General features: G+C 39.6%; 14 protein-coding genes, 1 rRNA gene, 1 riboswitch and 3 other annotated features. Of the genes, 13 read left to right on the top strand and 2 right to left on the bottom strand.

The window, feature by feature from the left end:
• Positions 1-417: a sequence feature (23S ribosomal RNA rRNA prediction is too short), on the top strand.
• A gap of 11 nt (positions 418-428) precedes the next feature.
• Positions 429-1176 (top strand) — a sequence feature (23S ribosomal RNA rRNA prediction is too short).
• Between the two features lies 1 nt (position 1177).
• Positions 1178-2046: a sequence feature (23S ribosomal RNA rRNA prediction is too short), on the top strand.
• Between the two features lie 79 nt (positions 2047-2125).
• The 5 genes from rrf to AC625_RS01215 all read left to right on the top strand — a co-directional run bounded on the left by rrf (position 2126) and on the right by AC625_RS01215 (position 8274).
• Positions 2126-2242, top strand: a 5S ribosomal RNA gene (gene rrf, locus AC625_RS01190).
• 202 nt (positions 2243-2444) lie between these two features.
• A complete protein-coding gene (locus tag AC625_RS01195; RefSeq protein ID WP_049679634.1) occupies positions 2445-3293 on the top strand; it encodes a tyrosine-type recombinase/integrase in 849 nt (282 codons plus the stop codon).
• 1362 nt (positions 3294-4655) lie between these two features.
• Positions 4656-5318 carry a hypothetical protein gene (locus AC625_RS01200; RefSeq protein WP_049679635.1) on the top strand — a complete coding sequence of 221 codons (663 nt, stop codon included), beginning with the start codon at positions 4656-4658 and terminating at the stop codon, positions 5316-5318.
• A gap of 14 nt (positions 5319-5332) precedes the next feature.
• Complete coding sequence (locus tag AC625_RS01205) at positions 5333-6580, top strand: efflux RND transporter periplasmic adaptor subunit (protein ID WP_049679636.1); 1248 nt, start codon at positions 5333-5335, stop codon at positions 6578-6580.
• 190 nt (positions 6581-6770) lie between these two features.
• Positions 6771-6911, top strand: a riboswitch (cyclic di-AMP (ydaO/yuaA leader).
• 127 nt (positions 6912-7038) lie between these two features.
• Complete coding sequence (locus AC625_RS01215; RefSeq protein ID WP_049679638.1) at positions 7039-8274, top strand: cation:dicarboxylate symporter family transporter; 1236 nt, start codon at positions 7039-7041, stop codon at positions 8272-8274.
• Positions 8275-8347: 73 nt separating this feature from the next.
• On the opposite strand, the gene AC625_RS01220 is transcribed toward AC625_RS01215, so the two are convergent.
• Complete coding sequence (locus AC625_RS01220; RefSeq protein WP_049679639.1) at positions 8348-8959, bottom strand: histidine phosphatase family protein; 612 nt, start codon at positions 8957-8959, stop codon at positions 8348-8350.
• 377 nt (positions 8960-9336) lie between these two features.
• Between AC625_RS01220 and AC625_RS01225 the strand changes: the two genes are divergently transcribed.
• The 6 genes from AC625_RS01225 to AC625_RS01250 all read left to right on the top strand — a co-directional run bounded on the left by AC625_RS01225 (position 9337) and on the right by AC625_RS01250 (position 17825).
• Positions 9337-10104, top strand: coding sequence for a hypothetical protein (locus tag AC625_RS01225; RefSeq protein WP_049679640.1), 768 nt, complete (start codon positions 9337-9339; stop codon positions 10102-10104).
• A gap of 240 nt (positions 10105-10344) precedes the next feature.
• Positions 10345-11424 (top strand): D-alanine--D-alanine ligase, encoded by a 1080-nt coding sequence (locus tag AC625_RS01230; RefSeq protein ID WP_049683525.1) that lies wholly within the window; start codon positions 10345-10347, stop codon positions 11422-11424.
• A gap of 127 nt (positions 11425-11551) precedes the next feature.
• On the top strand, positions 11552-12931 hold the full coding sequence (locus tag AC625_RS01235) for a UDP-N-acetylmuramoyl-tripeptide--D-alanyl-D-alanine ligase (RefSeq protein ID WP_049679641.1): 1380 nt from the start codon (positions 11552-11554) through the stop codon (positions 12929-12931).
• 1166 nt (positions 12932-14097) lie between these two features.
• Complete coding sequence (cshA, locus tag AC625_RS01240) at positions 14098-15612, top strand: degradosome RNA helicase CshA (protein WP_049679642.1); 1515 nt, start codon at positions 14098-14100, stop codon at positions 15610-15612.
• Between the two features lie 253 nt (positions 15613-15865).
• On the top strand, positions 15866-16339 hold the full coding sequence (locus AC625_RS01245) for a PH domain-containing protein (RefSeq protein WP_049679643.1): 474 nt from the start codon (positions 15866-15868) through the stop codon (positions 16337-16339).
• The gene (locus tag AC625_RS01250) at positions 16332-17825 is read left to right on the top strand and encodes a PH domain-containing protein (RefSeq protein WP_049679644.1); all 1494 of its coding nucleotides are present in this window, start codon (positions 16332-16334) and stop codon (positions 17823-17825) included. Before AC625_RS01245 ends, AC625_RS01250 begins: the two co-directional genes overlap by 8 nt.
• 27 nt (positions 17826-17852) lie before the next feature.
• On the opposite strand, the gene AC625_RS01255 is transcribed toward AC625_RS01250, so the two are convergent.
• Positions 17853-18449, bottom strand: a complete 597-nt coding sequence (locus tag AC625_RS01255; protein WP_049679645.1) for a rhomboid family intramembrane serine protease — start codon at positions 18447-18449, stop codon at positions 17853-17855.
• Between the two features lie 178 nt (positions 18450-18627).
• Between AC625_RS01255 and acpS the strand changes: the two genes are divergently transcribed.
• Entirely contained in the window at positions 18628-18981 is a 354-nt protein-coding gene (gene acpS / locus AC625_RS01260) for a holo-ACP synthase (protein WP_049679646.1), read from the top strand.
• A 310-nt stretch (positions 18982-19291) separates the two neighbouring features.
• Complete coding sequence (locus AC625_RS01265; RefSeq protein ID WP_049679647.1) at positions 19292-20299, top strand: LolA family protein; 1008 nt, start codon at positions 19292-19294, stop codon at positions 20297-20299.
• Positions 20300-20503: the final 204 nt, after the last annotated feature.

Raw genomic sequence — 20503 nt, forward strand, 5'->3', positions numbered from 1 at the left:
GCTAGCCTCGAGATGAGAGTATTGGAGGTAGAGCACTGATTGGACTAGGGGCCCCCAACGGGTTACCGAATTCAGTCAAACTCCGAATGCCAAATACTTATTCTCGGGAGTCAGACTGCGAGTGATAAGATCCGTAGTCAAGAGGGAAACAGCCCAGACCACCAGCTAAGGTCCCCAAGTTTACGTTAAGTGGAAAAGGATGTGGAGTTGCTTAGACAACCAGGATGTTGGCTCAGAAGCAGCCATCATTTAAAGAGTGCGTAATAGCTCACTGGTCGAGTGACTCTGCGCCGAAAATGTACCGGGGCTAAACGTAACACCGAAGCTGTGGATGGATACCGTATGGTATCCGTGGTAGGAGAGCGTTCTAAGGGCGTTGAAGCTAGACCGGAAGGACTGGTGGAGCGCTTAGAAGTGAGAATGCCGGTATGAGTAGCGAAAGAAGGGTGAGAATCCCTTCCACCGAATGCCTAAGGTTTCCTGAGGAAGGCTCGTCCGCTCAGGGTTAGTCGGGACCTAAGCCGAGGCTGAAAAGCGTAGGCGATGGACAACAGGTTGATATTCCTGTACCACCTATACATCGTTTGAGCGATGGGGGGACGCAGAAGGATAGGGTAAGCGCGCTGTTGGATATGCGCGTCCAAGCAGTTAGGCCGGAAACGAGGAAAATCCCGTTTCCATCAAGGCGGAGCTGTGATGGCGAGGGAAATATAGTACCGAAGTTCCTGATTCCACGCTGCCAAGAAAAGCCTCTAGTGAGATGTAGGGTGCCCGTACCGCAAACCGACACAGGTAGGCGAGGAGAGAATCCTAAGGTGTGCGAGAGAACTCTCGTTAAGGAACTCGGCAAAATGACCCCGTAACTTCGGGAGAAGGGGTGCTTTTTAGGGTGAATAGCCCGGAAAAGCCGCAGTGAATAGGCCCAGGCGACTGTTTAGCAAAAACACAGGTCTCTGCGAAGCCGCAAGGCGAAGTATAGGGGCTGACGCCTGCCCGGTGCTGGAAGGTTAAGAGGAGAGGTTAGCCGCAAGGCGAAGCTTTGAATTGAAGCCCCAGTAAACGGCGGCCGTAACTATAACGGTCCTAAGGTAGCGAAATTCCTTGTCGGGTAAGTTCCGACCCGCACGAAAGGCGTAACGATCTGGGCACTGTCTCAACGAGAGACTCGGTGAAATTATAGTACCTGTGAAGATGCAGGTTACCCGCGACAGGACGGAAAGACCCCGTGGAGCTTTACTGCAGCCTGATATTGAATTTTGGTACAGCTTGTACAGGATAGGTAGGAGCCTGTGAAGCCGGAGCGCTAGCTTCGGTCGAGGCGTCGGTGGGATACTACCCTGGCTGTATTGAAATTCTAACCCGCGCCCCTTATCGGGGCGGGAGACAGTGTCAGGCGGGCAGTTTGACTGGGGCGGTCGCCTCCTAAAATGTAACGGAGGCGCCCAAAGGTTCCCTCAGAATGGTTGGAAATCATTCGTAGAGTGTAAAGGCACAAGGGAGCTTGACTGCGAGACCTACAAGTCGAGCAGGGACGAAAGTCGGGCTTAGTGATCCGGTGGTTCCGCATGGAAGGGCCATCGCTCAACGGATAAAAGCTACCCCGGGGATAACAGGCTTATCTCCCCCAAGAGTCCACATCGACGGGGAGGTTTGGCACCTCGATGTCGGCTCATCGCATCCTGGGGCTGTAGTCGGTCCCAAGGGTTGGGCTGTTCGCCCATTAAAGCGGTACGCGAGCTGGGTTCAGAACGTCGTGAGACAGTTCGGTCCCTATCCGTCGTGGGCGCAGGAAATTTGAGAGGAGCTGTCCTTAGTACGAGAGGACCGGGATGGACGCACCGCTGGTGTACCAGTTGTTCTGCCAAGAGCATCGCTGGGTAGCTACGTGCGGACGGGATAAATGCTGAAAGCATCTAAGCATGAAGCCCCCCTCAAGATGAGATTTCCCATAGCGTAAGCTAGTAAGATCCCTGAAAGATGATCAGGTTGATAGGTCAGAGGTGGAAGCGTGGCGACATGTGGAGCTGACTGATACTAATCGATCGAGGACTTAACCTTATTGTTCTTGAAAAAAGCAAAAAACCTTCTTATTATCTAGTTTTGAAGGAATGATATTCCTTTATTGTTTGGTGGCGATAGCAAAGAGGTCACACCCGTTCCCATTCCGAACACGGAAGTTAAGCTCTTTAGCGCCGATGGTAGTTGGGGGGTCTCCCCCTGTGAGAGTAGGACGTTGCCAAGCAATTCGAGAGATCAGCTATTTATAGCTGGTCTTTTTTTGGATTTTGGAAATGAAACCAAATCAATAATAGAGAGAAAGTATTATAGAGATTATCATTCATTTGGGGAGAAAGAAGACATTTGGCGGTGGACTGATTTCGTATTAAAAGTAAAGTTGTGTTAAAATTAGTTAAACTTCTGAATTTTCACTGGAGGAATTTACGTTGGAACGTCATAATGAAGCATTTGACCAAGAAACGACATTTCACTCCTTTACCGAGTGGTTGAAAAAACAAAAGAAATCGGAAAATACAATCAAGACTTATTCGGGTGTACTAACTCAGTTTTTTGAGTGGGCGGAAAAGGATTTTGAAGGGCATCTGAATGCAGAGAGCATTCAGGCTTATCTAGACCATTTAGAAAATAACCAACGAAGCGCTGGGACAATAGAGAAACATTACATGGCCTTGAAAGTTTATTGTAAATATCTTGGTCAGTCCTCTTTGATGATAAATATAGACCGGAAAATTAATGAGCAAAAGAATGATATTCCTGAAGTGTTGACATTGCAGGAACAAAAGACCTTATTAAAAGATGTGGAGGCAGATGGGAATTTGAGGAACACTGCAATGGTGTATATCATGCTTCATACCGGCGTCCGAGTTTCTGAGTTATGTGATCTAAATGATAGTGATCTTGTAGAGAAGGATGAAAAGAAAGCGATAGTCGTCCGTAATTCAAAGAATGAAGTGGATAGAGTTGTACCGTTGTCTCAAGAAGCAATTCAGCATATAGATTATTTTTTAGGAGCAAATGAAGATCTCAGAGGACCACTTTTTTTATCCAGCTATGGGCAGCGAATCACTCCACGATCTGTGCAATATATGTTAAAAAAGTATCATGTTAATCCACACAAGCTCCGACATACTTTCTGTCAGCAACTGATAGATAACGGGGTGGAGTTACAGACAGTTTCCAGGTTGGCGGGTCACAAGGATTTAAATATGACAAAACGATATGTGAAGAATAAGGAAGTAGATTTCGGACAGGCGATTGATCAGGCCTTTTCTTAAAAAAGCTATGAGGAATTATTAACTGGATAAGAACGCTCTTTAGATTTTCCTAATCATTCAACAAAGCACATTGCCCAAAGATTAGATCGGGAGAAGATTGGTTATAGAATGACCTTTTGCTGTTGGTTTATTTTAAAAAGGACTTGTAACTGATCCTGATATATGGAAAATCTGGAATTCTAGATGATGAGATAGCCATCGATGAATTTTTTGCAACATTGCCAATAAAGTATTTTGTTAACGCATTACATAAGACTGGCTATTCTATAGTGCTTTCGAATACGTCTGGAACCTCTTTTCCTACTCATATGATCCTGATATGCCATGTTCTTCACTATATTGAAAGAGAAATAATCTTAGCGATACAAAATAGCCGGGTGCTGAGTCGGTCTAAAAGGTAATTTATTGTACGTGTTACGAGCTATCAAACGATAGCTCGAATCCTATTGAAAAACAATACAAAAAAGCTCCCGAGAACGGGACAATGAAATATCCGTCTTTTTGGTTTTTTTAGTATAATAAATCAATCTCAGAAATTAGATTTTTTCATCTGAACTTGGCCGAGAATCCGCATACGACGGACACTACGACGACATTAGTAATGTGGAACCGATTAATCCACCGATATGCTTATACGTTGAGAGACTAATTTGGCACTACCTTGCTAGTGGAATGAGAGTGTCAATCGTTTATTGATTGATTCAAGGCGGCCACCTGCCTGATCGGTCATATATTAAAAAAGGGGAATTTAGGGGAAGTCAACAAAAATAATTTTTGAATCTATTGTGAATTGAAGTGTTTTTTAGAATATAGAATAATAATTCCTAAAATAACTGAGTGGTCATAATAAGAAAGCATAAGTTTTTTTATGGGTTTTGATGTCTAGTGCAATTTAGTATCATGGAAGGGAGACAGACGCTCGGAATTATAAGCGTTTAAATCCATTGTTTGAAATTGAAAAAATGAATGAAGATAAACCGAACTTTATTCTGTTAGAAAGTCTGACATTATTAGTAGAGAGTTTTGGGGAAATTGATTTGGATATTGCTATATTAAAAAATCAGGTAAATGACTTTATCAATGAGAAGCAGAACGGTTGATAATGGTGACCTGTTTTAGAGCGCTGTTTTTTGCTATTCAGTGTTTGGATGGAAGTATCTCTGCTCATTTTAATCTGTATGTGGGTAGAAGAATTCTTTGACATCTATTATCAGTGGATGATGGATTTTGGGAAGATGTGCGTATTACAATTAGGTATATTCACCTATTTTATCATCACTTTATGTCATTATTCCTCAATATCTTCCATAGTGAGATAGAATAGGGGATACATACATTTTATTTTTGCACGGGGGAGCGAATATGACTTATCAAGTTCAAATATTAAAGGGCCTGTTTCAGCCGAGAACAAACAGATACCAATTAGAACAGGCTGAAGGAATAACCCGATTCGGTACTAAGCTGCTGTTGCTGTATCTATGCAGTGCGATTATCTTTCTTTTGGGGGCCTATTTTGGAATAGGGTCAGAATCTATGTCAAAGGAAATAACCAAGCTTGGAGAAAGTGAATATGAAGCAGGGAAACTACTTGTTATAGCTGGAAAATTGGTGGCGGGGCTTCTGTACCCAACCTTTTATGTTGTGTTGGCTGCTGTTGTCTTTTGGGCCGTTTTAGATATCCCATTCAAGAAAGTTGCAGTTGTTCAAATGATTGCTTTTGGTTTGCACTTGCTAGAAAAGGCAGTATACGTACCATTTCTTTTGCAGATGGATATAAACCAAAGCGCTAATCCATTTTCATTAGGAGTGATTAGTCAATCAATCATCTCTAATGAATACTTTATTTATTTTTTTGGAGAAATTAGTTTATTTCAGGTGTCGATTATAGGTATCATTTATTTCTATTTACGAGAGCTTACTGAGAAAAATAAATACATCCCGCTCATTATAATTTGCGTGTTTTACCTGGCATCTTGGTTTGTGGCCGCATTTTTGGCTTATATCGATGTTCGTGTGTTTTTATAAGGAGGTATGGCTATATGAAAAAATGGAAAATAGGTACACTAGCCGTGCTTGCAATGGGTATCATTGCTTTAAATCTTTTTTTAATTGAGAAAAAGGATAGTAAGGTAGCTCGGACTTTATCAGCTGGGGAGTGGACCAAGGTTAAGAAAGCAAATATCATAGAAAGATTTGAAACAGATGCGGTGATTAAGCCATTGGAAGAGTACAACTATTATTTCAATGATCAAGATAAAGAATTTCAAAAGTTCCTTGTAAAAGAGGGAGATGTGGTAACGACAGGTGCGCCTTTATTTGAATACATCACACCTAAACTAGATCAGGTAAAGGATGAGCTTGAAACGGAGAAGAGTCGTTACGAGGGAGAAATAGCGGGGGTTGAGGAATATATCGATGAGTTATCCAGTTATCAGGATACCATTCCAGATGCTCCAACTGCTAAAGAAAGAGAAGCAGCAAAAGAGGCCGGATTCCTTTTAAATGATTCTGATTCTTCTGCGATGATCATAAGTTCGATTCGACAAGAAATCTATAAGCAGGAATTAGAGAAAAAGAAGCTTGAAGAGAAAATACGGGCTTATGAAAGCCAATTAAATTATCTGGATGAACATGGCGATACGGCAATGACGGCAAGTGAAACGGAAGGTATTGTGAAGTATGTAAATAAACAACTAGAGTCTCCAATTGTAACAATTGCTTCAAATACGCTAGCGATTGAAGGCTCTCTTAATGAACAACAGGCAAGAAAAGCAGAACCTGGCATGAAAATTATTGCGAAACATCCGAATGAAAAAAAGAAAATTAATGGAACAATATCCGCAATTCAGCCGTTTCCAGAAACAGAGCCAACTGTTGGATCTCCGAGTAAATATGCTTTTCAAGCGACTATGCAAGAAGAACCCGAATCTATAATGATTGGATCTAAAGTGAGATTGTCTGTGGTGACTGCTGAAGCGAAGGGTGTACTTTCTTTGCCAAAAACAGCGATTCAATTAGAAAAAAAACCTTCTGTTTACAGGTTGAATGGAAACGGTACTATAACAAAGCAAGTGATCACAACGGGTCTTGAATTTGCTGGAATTCAGGAAGTGAAAGATGGACTTGAATTAGGGAATATCATTTTAAGGGACTCGAAAAGCATTCCTTATAACAAGCCTACATTTATCACTCCTCTTCAAACTGAAAAAGTGAGAAATTCCGCATTTAATGAGCTATCTAAGCGTCAAAAACTTCGTTTCTTTTTAATTGGATTGTTGGAAAAATAATTGGACTAAAGTTCATGCTATTTATCATTCCCGTGGAAATGTGATCCCATGTGAATAATGAATAGCGTTCTTTTTTGTGGGTAAAAATAAGTTTATAAAGCGTATGCTAGACTTTTCTGGAGTGAATTTCCTACCCGTAGTATGAAAAATACATTTACAGTTTAATGTTTTTAATATAGTATTTTATTATAATGTTATTCCGCTTAATCTTAATGGAACGGGGGAACCAATTCTGTGGTCCTGTACCGCTTGGGGTGAATTCTTATGAAGGGGCATGTGTTTCCAAGTCCTAACCCGACAGCTAACCTCGTCAGCGTCTTAGAGGGAACAAAATGTAATTTGTTCACGTACAAAGACACCAGTAGTGTCTTTTTTTATTGCGTGGAACCGTCTATCTTGTTTCCCTTACCGAGACACTTGCTTTTCAGCAAAGAATTTATAGAAGGTGAGGATGTTAGATGAAAAAAATAAGCTTAGCTGGCCAAATATTAATTGGTCTAGTCCTAGGGATTATCGTGGGGGCGATCTTTTATGGCAGCCCAACGATTGCGTCTTATTTACAACCGATTGGCGATATATTTCTTCGTTTAATTAAAATGATTGTTGTGCCGATTATTGTAGCCAGTGTTATTGTCGCTGTTGCAGGTGTTGGTGATATCAAACAGCTAGGGAAAATTGGCGGTAAGACGATTTTATACTTTGAAATCGTTACGACACTTGCGATTATAGTCGGAATCATTGCTGCAAATGTACTTCAGCCAGGTGCTGGGGTTAATATGGGTGACCTTAATCAAACGGATATCGGCACGTATGTCGATACAGCAGAGGCGAAGAAAAGCGAATCATTGGTCGATACGATTGTTAACATTGTACCAACGAATCCCATCGCAGCCGTTGCTCAAGGTGATATGCTGGCCATTATCTTCTTTTCTCTTGCATTTGGTCTTGGGATCAATGCGATCGGAGAAAGAGGGAAGCCGGTATTGGCATTCTTTCAAGGAACAGCAGATGCAATGTTTTATGTTACGAACCAAATTATGAAGTTTGCTCCTTTTGGAGTGTTTGCCTTGATTGGTGTCACTGTTGCTAAGTTTGGATTGGCTTCTCTTATCCCGCTAGGAAAGTTAGTGATTTCAGTATATGGAACGATGATTTTCTTTGTGATTGTGGTCTTGGGAATAATCGCTAAATTAGTAGGCTATAGTCTTTTTAAATTAATAAAACTCATCAAGGAAGAGCTTATATTAGCTTTTTCGACAGCAAGTTCAGAAGCTGTTCTTCCAAAAATTATGGAAAAGGTGGAAAAGGCAGGATGTCCTAAGCATATTGCTTCTTTTGTTATACCGACGGGTTACTCCTTTAACCTTGATGGCTCTACACTATATCAAGCATTAGCTGCTATTTTCATTGCTCAAATGTACGGCATTGATATGAGCATTGCCGATCAACTATCATTAATGCTTGTATTGATGGTCACATCTAAAGGTATTGCTGGGGTTCCGGGAGTCTCTTTCGTTGTTCTATTAGCCACATTAGGTACTGTTGGAATTCCTATCGAAGGGTTGGCGTTTATAGCTGGGATCGACCGTATTCTTGATATGGGCCGTACAGTAGTAAACGTTATTGGGAACTCTCTTGCAGCTATTGTTATCTCTAAATGGGAAGGTAATTTTAAACCCGAAAAAGTATCATAACATTTGATGAAAAAGACAGCTAAAAGAGTAATCTAATAGCTGTCTTTTTATGTGAGCGAATCTATTCTTTTATTCACTCTTCACAATGAGAACGATCGCCTTCGAAAATAAATTCAGGAATCCCTTCAGTAACATGAATTTTCGTTAAACTGGCATTTCCAAGATAGGTTTGGGTAAAAAGCTTATCAAGAGATAAATTCCTTAAATAAGCTGTAAGTATTTTTAGGAAAATTGAATGAGAAACGATCAAAATGGTTCCTGATGGATGTTTAGCAATGATATGCTTATAAATCTCTTCAGCACGTTTCGCTACATCTGCGAATAGTTCTCCACTGTTTCGTTCATATAAATGCGGTGTTTCCCAAAAGGCTTTGTACTCAGTAGCAAATTCTATCTCAATTTCTTCTCTAAGGCGCCCTTCCCAATCACCAAAGGACATTTCTCGTAATCGATCATCTTTAATAATTGGGGCTGTACGTTCAGCAGCGATTAACTCAGCAGTCTGGTAGGCACGTTTGCTTGTACTTGAATAGATCACATCAATTGAGATATCCTGAAGTCGATTACCTAGTGAATGTGCATCACGGATACCAGATTCAGTTAATTCTCCATTTCCCCAGCCTTGCATTTTTCCTGTAACATTCCATTCGGTTTGTCCATGACGAGCTAAATAAATGGTAGTCATAAAAGTCTCCTAACTTTTTTAGTATCTATCTCCTATTCTATTATTGATAACTTTTGTGAATAAATCAAAAGACGATATCTGTGAAGTGTAACAATGTTGATTATGAGGAGGAATGTATGTGCAGCACAAGGAGCCCCGTATTGAATGATGAATTATGAATAACTTGGATGTTTTGTCACATTATTTCAAATGATTTGGTAAAATGATTATAGTGATGATGGATGATAATTTCTCCAGTTTTATCCTGCATTAACGGGCTGTATGACTCCCGCTTCAAGGCTTGAGGGAATCCACGAGGAGGAAGTGGGAGATAAGGAACCCCTATTGTTTGAATTTTCACTTTATCAGCAATAACTGTTGCGGAGGGTATTGATATTATGAAAAATGAGATAAGAGACATCCTATATATACATTTGCAGGCATCTGAACGATTTGCGGTTTTCTCCGGCGTAACGTTTCGGGAATTTGTTTATTCGTATGAAGGACCTTTACCTAATCTTTTATTGTTGAAGCATGGATACGATGATGGAGAGTTTAACATGAATACCTTATTGGAATTTGTTCCGAATGACTATGTTGAAAAACTCCTGAAAGATAATGTATATGGGTATGGTGATTTTTGCTGGATTGATTTTGAAGAAGAAGCAGGACTTGATGAATTGAATGGTCAAGAAATTGCGGAACTTTTGTATGTTGGTCATTGTAAAACTCATTTGCGTCCGCCTTTTTTTGGAAAGCTGAATAACCAATTTGTTTACCTTGCGCACGATGACGGGTGGTTCAATAAGATTTATTTTCGAAACCAAGATGCATTAACTCAAATATTTGGGAATGTACTTATGCTGAAACTGGAGACATTACGTGTCGAAAGAAATTGGTTTGGATTAAAGAAAAAAAGGGAGTACCCAGAAGTTCCTTTTGAAGTGCTTCAAAGGCTTCTCCCGTTAACGGCTGAGGGCATCGTCTTTTCCCTTCAGGATATTCAGCATTCGAGGAACAAGATAGAAATTCCTGGTTGGATCGTTGGTGATTATGTAAATATGGATGATATGATAGACGGATTTAATGAATTGAAGGATCAGCGGCCAAAAGCGTTGATTGTTTTACATCGAAAAACTAAAGAGTGGAGCGTTAATCTGAACTAAACTGCCCTAAGTGAGAATGACTTAACTTATAGTCAATCTCATCTGCGGTATTAGCTATTCAAGTAAATGATGATAATTCATGGTGTAGTCCGTGCTTTTGCCACATAAGATGTAAGGAGTGTGTGGTGGATTTATTGGTATGTTTAGGTAAGTTATAAAACTGTGCTTCTTTTTCGTTTTTAACTGGAGATTATGGTGTTACAATAATAAGGTGAAATGAGTAATGGAGGTTTAATGAAAATGAAAACAAAACTTGGACTGCTTTATGGCGGGAAGTCAGCTGAACATGATGTTTCACTGCAGACAGCTTTAGCGGTCATTAAAGCATTAGATTTAGAGAAATTTGATATATATCCGATATACATAACGAAAGAAGGGGCTTGGGTAAAGGGTCCTCAGTTGACCGGGACGGTTGAGGACGTGAAAAGTCTTAGATTATCTGCTGAAGCTGCCATGTCACCTCTAGCAATGCGTTCTACAGGGCAAGATTCCAAAGAGGATGGAGATGAAGGCTTTGATGTCATATTCCCTCTCCTCCATGGCCCGAATGGAGAAGATGGCACAGTCCAAGGGATGCTAGAATTATTAAATTTACCCTATGTAGGAAATGGAGTTCTAGCTTCATCTGCTGGTATGGACAAAGTTGTTATGAAGAATATTTTTGCCCAAGCAGGACTACCACAAGTTAAATATACTTGGTTTATTCGCTCAGAGTGGGAAACGGATAAAGACCGTGCTTATGATAAAATCGAAGCGGAATTAGGCTATCCATGCTTTGTTAAGCCAGCGAACCTCGGATCAAGTGTTGGAATTAGCAAATGTGTTAATAGGGAAGAGCTTGCGAATGCGTTTGTGGAAGCATTCCTATTTGACCGAAAAATCATTGTTGAAGAAGGAATCGTTGCACGTGAAATTGAAATTGGCGTTCTAGGCAATGATCAACCTAAGTGTTCGGTAGCTGGAGAAATTATTGCGAAAAAAGATTTTTATGATTATAAAGCAAAATATGAAGATGGGGATACCGCGATGGTCATCCCGGCTGATATTTCTGAAGATGACTATCAGTCTTTGAGTGAAATGGCTATTTCATCCTTCAAATCTCTTGATTGTTCCGGATTAGTTCGCGCTGACTTCTTCTTAACGAAAGAAGGAAAGGCGTACATCAATGAAGTAAATACGATGCCTGGTTTTACTCCATTTAGTATGTTTCCTTTACTATGGAAACATACAGGAGTGGAGTATCCTCAATTAATCGAAACATTAGTGAATTTAGCACAAGAACGTTATGAAGAAAAACAGAAGATTAAATATAGCTTTTGATGGGATGCTTTGCAGCCTAGACGAATAGAAATGGAAACGACAACCGAACGGCTGTCGTTTTCCTTACTGAGATAGCTTGATGTTAAGGGGATAAGCTGCAATTTTCTAAAATCCTAGGAGGAACATGATGTTAAAAAAAACGTTAAAGCAAATCCACGAGATGGTCGATGGATTAAATATCATTACAGATTTTGAATCGATTATAGCGGCAGGAGTTTCGATTGATTCTAGAAATATTGAGTTTAACAACTTGTTCATCCCCCTTAGTGGAGAACATGTTGATGGACATCAATATGTAGAAAAGGCCATTTCGCAGGGAGCAGCTGCTTCATTGTGGCAACAGGATGCGGGGGAACCGCCGGCTGGACTTCCGGTCATCCTTGTAGAGAATACAGAAAAAGCATTACAGAAACTAGCAAGTGCGTATCGAAAGCAACTAAATTGTAAAGTAATTGGCGTTACAGGGAGTAACGGGAAAACGACCACGAAAGATATGATAGCGGCTTTACTGCAAACAACCTACCGTATTCATAAAACAAGTGGGAACTTTAATAACCATCTTGGACTTCCGTTAACCATTCTAGGAATAGGTGAGGACACAGAAGTGGCCGTTCTCGAAATGGGCATGAGTAACCGTGGTGAAATTGCATTTTTATCCACACTTGCAGAACCAGATTTAGCAATTATTACGAATGTTGGTGAGTCTCATCTATTGGATCTCGGTTCAAGAGAGGAAATTGCAAATGCTAAACTAGAGATCGTTTCAGGTCTTAAAGCTGGCGGAACGCTGATTTACCAAGGAGATGAGCCGTTATTACGCGATCGAATTGAACGCGACTTAACGAATCTTCACGTTGTATCCTTTGGCAGAGAAAACAAAAATGACCTTTACCCCATCTCGATAACTCAAAATGATAATAGTACTTCTTTTGAAATAAATGGCGATTCAGGGGATCCATATATGATTCCGATTCTTGGGTTCCACAATGTACAAAATGCCTTAGCCGCTATGCTAGTAGCTAAGCTGTTGCGTGTAAATGATGCCAATATCAGAAAAGGGTTTGAATCGGTCCGATTAACCAACATGAGAATGGAAATGGTTGAGGGAGCAAAAGGGGAAAAAATCATTAATGATGCCTATAATGCAAGTCCAACCTCAATGAAGGCAGCGATTGAACTGATTGAAAGTCTTTCAGGGTTTCAAGCTAAATATCTAGTCCTTGGTGACATGTTGGAACTTGGAAATCAAGAGAAAGATTATCATGTAAATATTGGTGAAATCATTCAGCCAGACGAGATCGATACAGTCTTTACATATGGTCCACTTGGTCATTTTATAGCTGAAGGAGCTCGCCAATCTTTTCCTGCAGATCGAGTGTTTTCATATGATGATAAATCCGCGTTAATTGCTGATTTAAAGCAACGTACTTCTCTAAATGATTTAATCCTGGTAAAAGCCTCAAGAGGGATGAAACTTGAAGAAATTGTTCAAGCTCTCCAAAAGTGATCACTGTAAAAAGCCGATGAATTCTCGTTTATGGGGAACTCATCGTTTTTTTTATAAATGAAAAAATATAAGTTTTTCATGAGTTATGTCGTTTGACGAATGAACTTAGCTTACCAGATGTTACAAGTTTGTCATACTTATGCGGGATGTCTTAACGTCGATGTAGACATAAATAATTTGGGAAATACTAGTCGATATGCTTTAAAAACACCTCTTTCAAGCGGCTTATTTTGTTTGAGTTTTAGATTCCTTTATTGCAATAACGACCTGAAAATGGTAACATACATTATGAGTTTAAATGTCTTTGGAAGATGAAGATGGTATATACTATAACTAATCCAAAGATTGTTTATCGTTTCTTTAAGAAACAAATGTTATTTCATTCTTCACTTGGTGAAGATCTTGTACTTTCAGATTAAATAGGCCACGCGTCTTGAATAATATAAAAAGTTGCCTCTCTTGGCAGCTTAAGTTGCTAATAGGAAGGTCCAGCTGTCTACAGCTGGCTCCATAAGCTCATGACATGATAGATGGGAGAATCTGCTTATCTCCTAACCCTCTTGCCAGATATGATCCTTGTGGTTCCTTTCCACTCCGCATTCCCCAAACGCATAAGGGCCTGTTTTTTTATGGGAAGCTTGGCTTAAGTCAAGTTTTGTTTTATTCTATAGGATTTGATATGCAATCATTTTGGATAATGACATGATAGCTACTCATAAACTATGGCATAATTGCAGCTTTGTCTTTGGATTTCATCCTTGAAGTCCAAAACAGTTTTTCTTTTGTGTAGACTCCTGTCTCATAGGGAAAAAGATGCAGCAGCCCTCACCTGAATAAACATGCGAATTTGTATGCTACTTTGATCTTTCCATTTTTGAATTTCATTCTTGGTACATGTTTTGTAAAAAGATTTCCTGGACCTAGCGCTAGATCAGTATTTGCGCAAGGTTTGACTTTTGTTCGGGACTTTTTATTTATTATAATGGAGTTCGGATTTAAAAAACGCAAGTATTTTAGGTGATCATTGAGAAAACTTTTCTTAAACGATAAATAATAAACAAGAACCAGCTCGTAGTTGGTGAATGGTGGTCAAATGACCCAATTTAGACGTCACAAGCCATTTTGGATGTTGACAAATATATGAATTATAAAGGAGTACGAATATTTTGACATTATTTAGTGAATTAGGTTTAGACAGAACTTCTATGAAATCAATCGAACGAATGGGGTTTGAAGAAGCAAGTCCGATTCAAGCACAAACCATTCCTTTGGCATTAGAAGGGAAAGATATTATTGGTCAAGCTCAAACTGGAACAGGTAAAACAGCCGCATTTGGTATTCCATTAATTGAGAATATTGATCTTCAAGATGATAACGTACAAGGAATCGTAATCGCACCAACACGTGAGCTTGCTATTCAAGTTTCTGAAGAATTATTCAAGCTTGGATACGGAAAACGCACTCGCGTAATGGCAGTATACGGCGGACAAGATATTGATCGTCAAATTCGTGCATTAAAGAAAAAACCACATATTATCGTTGGTACACCAGGTCGTTTATTAGATCATATTAAACGTAAAAATATTAAATTGGGCAACGTTCACACTGTTGTATTGGATGAAGCGGATGAAATGTTGAACATGGGCTTCATTGAGGATATCGAATCTATTCTTTCGAATGTGCCAGGTGAGAGACAAACTTTGCTGTTTTCTGCTACTATGCCAGAACCTATTCGCAAAATTGCAGAACGCTTCATGAAAGATCCAACTCTTGTACGTGTTAAAGCAAAAGAAATGACTGTATCTCTTATTGATCAATATTATGTTGAGCTAAGAGAGAACGAAAAATTTGATACATTAGCTCGTTTATTAGATATACAAACTCCAGAACTTGCTATCGTATTCGGACGTACAAAACGCCGTGTTGATGAGCTTTCTTCTGCATTGAATGTCCGTGGCTATTCTGCTGAAGGAATTCACGGGGACTTAAGCCAAGCAAAACGATTGTCGGTTCTTAAGAAGTTTAAAGAGGGCAACATAGATGTACTTGTTGCAACAGACGTAGCGGCGCGTGGACTTGATATTTCAGGCGTAACACATGTATATAACTTTGATATTCCTCAAGATCCAGAAAGCTATGTTCACCGTATTGGACGTACTGGTCGTGCAGGGAAACATGGTGAGGCGATCACATTTGTGACACCGAGAGAAAGAGGTCAATTGGCTGCTGTTGAACATACAACGAAAAAACGTATGGAGAAAATGAAAACTCCAACTTTAACGGAAGCGTTGGAAGGACAACAAAAAGCAGTAACAGAAAGAATTGTGAACACTGTAGAAAATGAAGACTTGTCTCTATACCTAGGGCAAGCTGAAGAAATGCTTCAAAAATACAGTGCAGCTGATCTTGTTGCAGCAGCGTTAAAATCACTAACTAAAGAACCGGATGCAACTCCTATTAAATTGACAGATGAAGCACCAGCTCCAATGAAGCGTGGTGGATATAATAAGTCTGGATCTAATGGCAGACAGCGTAATGGTCGCGGACCTTCAACAGGTAGAAAAGATTATAGCGGTGCTAAACGCAGAGACAGCCGTAAACCTAGCGGAAGCAGCAACCGTAGCAATAACAGCAATAACAGCAATAACAGCTATAACAAAAGAGAAAAACTAAATAAATAATATGTAATAAATGAGGATGTCCCTAACAAAATGGTCTGACCCCCACAACAGCTATATACAGCTCAAATTAGTGTATGAAACACGATAAACTGTGTGAAATGTGTGGTCAGAACCTTATGGGATATTCTCTTTTTTATATTCTGGAAATATTTTGTATAGTATACTGAATATAGGATTTTCCCCCGCATTAACGGGCAGTAATCCCCCACTGATTGATGTTTCACTTTATGGGTATCTAGATAGGAGTGGTTGAGTGGAGCCTAGAAACCGGATTTCAAGTAAAGCACTAAAAGTTTGGCGTATTAGCGGCGTAATAAATGCAGCAATTTGTTGGGTCATAACCATTGCAGTACTTGTTGTGACTATTCTTTTTGATTGGTCTTATTGGGCGATAGGGGCAACTGGACTAATCTCAACAGCTGTGACATACATATCGGTCTTTCTTTTTCCGTCCATGAAGTGGAAGCGTTGGCGATATGATGTTAGGGAGAAAGAGATAGAAATCCAAAGCGGTTTATTTATTATTAAACGGACATTGGTGCCTATGATTAGAGTCCAACATGTAGAGACAAACCAAGGACCATTGCTCAGAAAATATCAACTAGCTTCTGTAGAAATCTCTACTGCTGCAACGACTCATGAGATACCAGCTCTGGAACTTACTGAAGCTGATGAGTTGCGCTTTTATATATCAAAAATGGCCAGCGTGGAGGAAGACGATGTTTGAACCTAAACGACTTCACCCAGTTGCTGTTTTGTCTAGTATCTTGCAAACATTGAAGGAAGCGATTATCCCGTTAGTCGTGCTCTTATTTTTGGGAGGCAGTAGCGGTAAAGGAATACAGTTGATTATTTTTAGTGTGATCTGCTTTTTTCTCATCGTCTTTTCTGTTCTTTCTTGGATTAGGCTTACATATTGGGTGGAAAATGGTGAACTTAGAATTGAATCAGGTGTGTTTGTAAGAAAAAAAAGATATATTCGCTTCGAACGGATACATAGTATTGATGTTTCAGAAGGAATCCTGCAAAGAATATTTGGTCTCGCTCAGCTTAAGGTAGAAACAGCCGGATCAAATGGGGGGAAGCCTGAAGCAGAATTAACTGCTATTACAAAGCGAGAATCAAACGAAATTATCTCCATTTTTAATGAAGTGAAAAAAGCAGGGAAAAGGAAGTTGGAAAGTGATTGTGTGAATGAGGCAGTTACTGGGAAAGAATTAACCAAAGTGGAAGAGACAGATATCGATTCAGCATCTGTTGTATTTAAACAAACTTTTCCTCAATTGTTTTTAATGGCAGCTACATCAGGTGGGGTTGGGGTAGTTCTTTCTGGTGCGGTAGCATTTCTTGCGCAATTCGATGAATTAATTCCTTTTAAAAAAATATCAGCTGAAGCAGAACGGTTCATTCAATCGGGTATTCTCTTAATTATCCTTACGGTGTTCTTACTTTTCATACTAGCCTATCTTGTTGCTACAGCAAGAATTGTCTTAATTTATGCCTATTTCACAGTCAAAAAGGTAGAAGAAGAATTAATTATTTCACGCGGGTTATTAGAAAAAAGACAATTAACGATTCCGCTGAAAAAAATTCAAGGGATTCGAATTGCTGAGAATCTAATTAGGCAACCGCTCGGATATGCAAGTGTGTACCTTGAATATGCAGGCGGATCAGCATCAGATAAGGATACAGTAAACACTTTGCTTTTTCCGCTTGTGAAAAAAGAACAGCTAAAAGAAAAAATAAATCAGTTCGTACCTGGATATGAGCTACAGACAGAACTGAAGGGGCTACCGAAACGATCCTATGTCCGTTATTTCTTCAGACAATTATTTATCATAATTCCCATTGTTGTGGCGACATCATGGATTCTTTGGCCTTGGGGCTTAGTATCTTTCGTTCTTATTCCACTTGCTGCTATCTGGGCTTATTTAAAATTCAGAGAAGTAGGCTGGAATATTAGTGGAAATCAATTGCAATTACGAACTAGAATTGTATCTAAACAAACGTATATTTTTCAAAAGAATCGCCTGCAAGTATTTGACCGACGAGTGAGCTATTTTCAAAGCAGAAAGCAATTATCCACGATTGCTGCTACCGTGAAATCAGGAGCGGGCCCTAGGGAAGGGAAGGTCGTTGACTTAGAACAAAAAGATGCAGAATTCATGAATGATTGGTTTTCATATAGTGAATTCAAAAAAAGCGAAGGCTAGGCCTTTGCTTTTTTAAATGGAGAAACACTAACGTTTACGTCTATTTTGAATAAATAAAGATGCGAGGAGTAAACCAGCGGCAAGTCCTGAGAGATGACCAGTAATGTTTATTTTTGGCTGGATGAATGTCATTAGCACACCCACGCCGATTAACGTATAGATTGTCTTTACCTCTTGTTTGGGCAAATGGGTTTTTTTGAATAAAACGAGATATAAATAAAAGCCGAGCAAACCAAAAATTGCTCCACTTGCTCCTACATGGATATAGGTAGGCGGCTGCAGGATAAAGGTAATAATATTTGCTAAAATACCTGTGATGAGAAAAAAGACCGTAAATTTAAGACTGCCCAGCAATCGTTCGAGCGGAGGGCCGAAGATGGCAAGTGCAAAGCAGTTGAACAAAAGGTGAGAAAATGAGCTGTGTAAAAAAATGGGTGTAACTAGGCGCCACCATTCGCCAGAAGCGATATACAGGTTCACACCTTGACCTTTTTCAAACAAGATACCTTCAGGCAGTATGGGTAATAAGTCTAAGAAAAACAGGAAAATAGTAAAGGTTATTAAGGTGGAGACAAGTGGATAATAAGAAAGATATTGCCGGAAATTTTCTGTTCGTGTAAACATGGTTCACCGTCCTTAAATTGTTCGAGTCTTGTAATACCATTAAAACGGAAAGGTATGGATTTGTCGAGAACGAGGTATAGATACTGGAAGTAATATATATTGGCAAAATCAATGGTAAATCCTGTTTGCCTCTTTTGAAATATATGAATTTTAATTCAGGATAGAAGGAGAGTTAGAAGTGATTAAAGGAATCGGAATGGATATTGTGGAACTACAAAGAATTCAAAAACTACTTGAACGGCAACCGAAATTTATTGAAAGAATTTTAACAGAAGCGGAGCGGAAGACTTTCTTTAGTCTGAATGAGCGTAGAAGAGTTGAATTTGCTGCAGGACGGTTTGCGGCAAAAGAGGCCTTTTCTAAAGCGGAAGGTACAGGGATTGGGAGAAGTCTGTCATTCTTAGATATTGAAGTAAAACCAAATGAATTTGGTAAGCCGGAAATTATTCGCCCATACGCAGCAGGGATTCATCTATCCATTACGCATAGTCGAGAATATGCGGCAGCTACAGTGATCATCGAAGAAAGATAGGTAGCTAAGATGGATGTATAAAGTGAGTTTTAGTGCCAAGGTGCTTTCGCTTTTCTTAGCAGACGGGTCATATTCATCGGGGTTGTCTCATATATTCATAGTGCTATAGGGAGACAAGGCCCGGTAAAAGGTACATTGCAGGAATGGTACTCTCGAATCAGTTTATTATAAAAGCTGTTTAGCGATAAGCAAACATGTTGAAACAACCAGAAATTATACATCAACTACCGAGATATGCATAGACCTCAATGACTGGATCCTGCCTTTTCCTCTCCCTTTTACGTTCAAATGACAAAAAGGGGTTGAAAAGATGAAGAAGATCGTAACGCTTTTTGCAGGGATCATGCTTTTGCTTGTTCTTTCTGCCTGCGGACAAAAGTCACAAGGCGATGTGGTCAGTTCGTTAAATGACAAGGTTGAAGGAATGAAGGGATACAAGGCCCAAGCCAAGATGACTTTACAAATGGGTACAGATCCTCAAAGTTATGATGTCGAGATTTGGCACAAGAATCCGGATTTTTACAGAGTAAGCCTGAAGAATTCTGCAAAAGAACAAAGTCAAATGATTCTCCGTAACGATGATGGAGTGTTTGTATTAACGCCTGCGTTGAACAAAAGCTTTAAGTTTCAAAGTGAATGGCCAGAAAATAGCAGTCAGGCCTATTTATATGAGTCGTTGGTAAAGGATATTATTGAAGATAAAAGTGCAAAGTTCACATTCACGGACGATCATTACGTGTTTGAAACAAAAACACGTTATCAAAATAATAAAATGCTGCCTTATCAAGAAATCACCATCAACAAAAAGGATCTATCACCTGTCAGTGTGAAAGTGATGGATGCGGATCATAATTCACTTGTAACGGTTGAATTCTCTAAAGTGAAGTTCGATGCTGCATTCGATAAAGATGCGTTCGACATGCAAAAGAACATGACGCGTGCAAAACTAGAAGTACCAGTCATGAATGAAGTGAAAGATGAAGCATTTGCTGTTAAATATCCGAATGAGGCCAAAGGGGCAAGCCTGACTGATGAACAAGAAATCAAAACAGAAAATGGGAGGCGAGTTATTCTTACGTATGAAGGTGACAAGAGCTTTACACTGATTCAAGAAAAAGCAGAAGTAGTAGAAACTTCACTCGTGGCAACAGCTGTGAATGGTGAACCAGTTGACCTTGGGTTTACAGTAGGGGCTGCCACTTCGAACAGTGTTACTTGGACATATGATGGGGTAAACTATACGCTTGCCTCGAAAGATATGAAGAAAGAAGAATTGCTGGATATTGCGAGAACGGTTGATGGGACTTCAGAAAAATAATGAAGTTGGTTCTCAGCTCGAGGTATCGTATGCCTTTGTGCTGGGGACCTTTTTTGTTTTTTGAATAAATGTAGTAAAAGTATTTTTCTTTTACAATAGAAAAGGCTACTTTTCATGGTTTCGTTTTTTGACTATACTATTTACAAACAAAGAAAAAACGTGCTTGAATAATGTTGTACCTTTGGTTTTGACGTATATAGCTAA

It is taken from the genome of Peribacillus loiseleuriae (assembly GCF_001183985.1).
Taxonomy (GTDB): Bacteria; Bacillota; Bacilli; order Bacillales; family DSM-1321; genus Peribacillus; species Peribacillus loiseleuriae.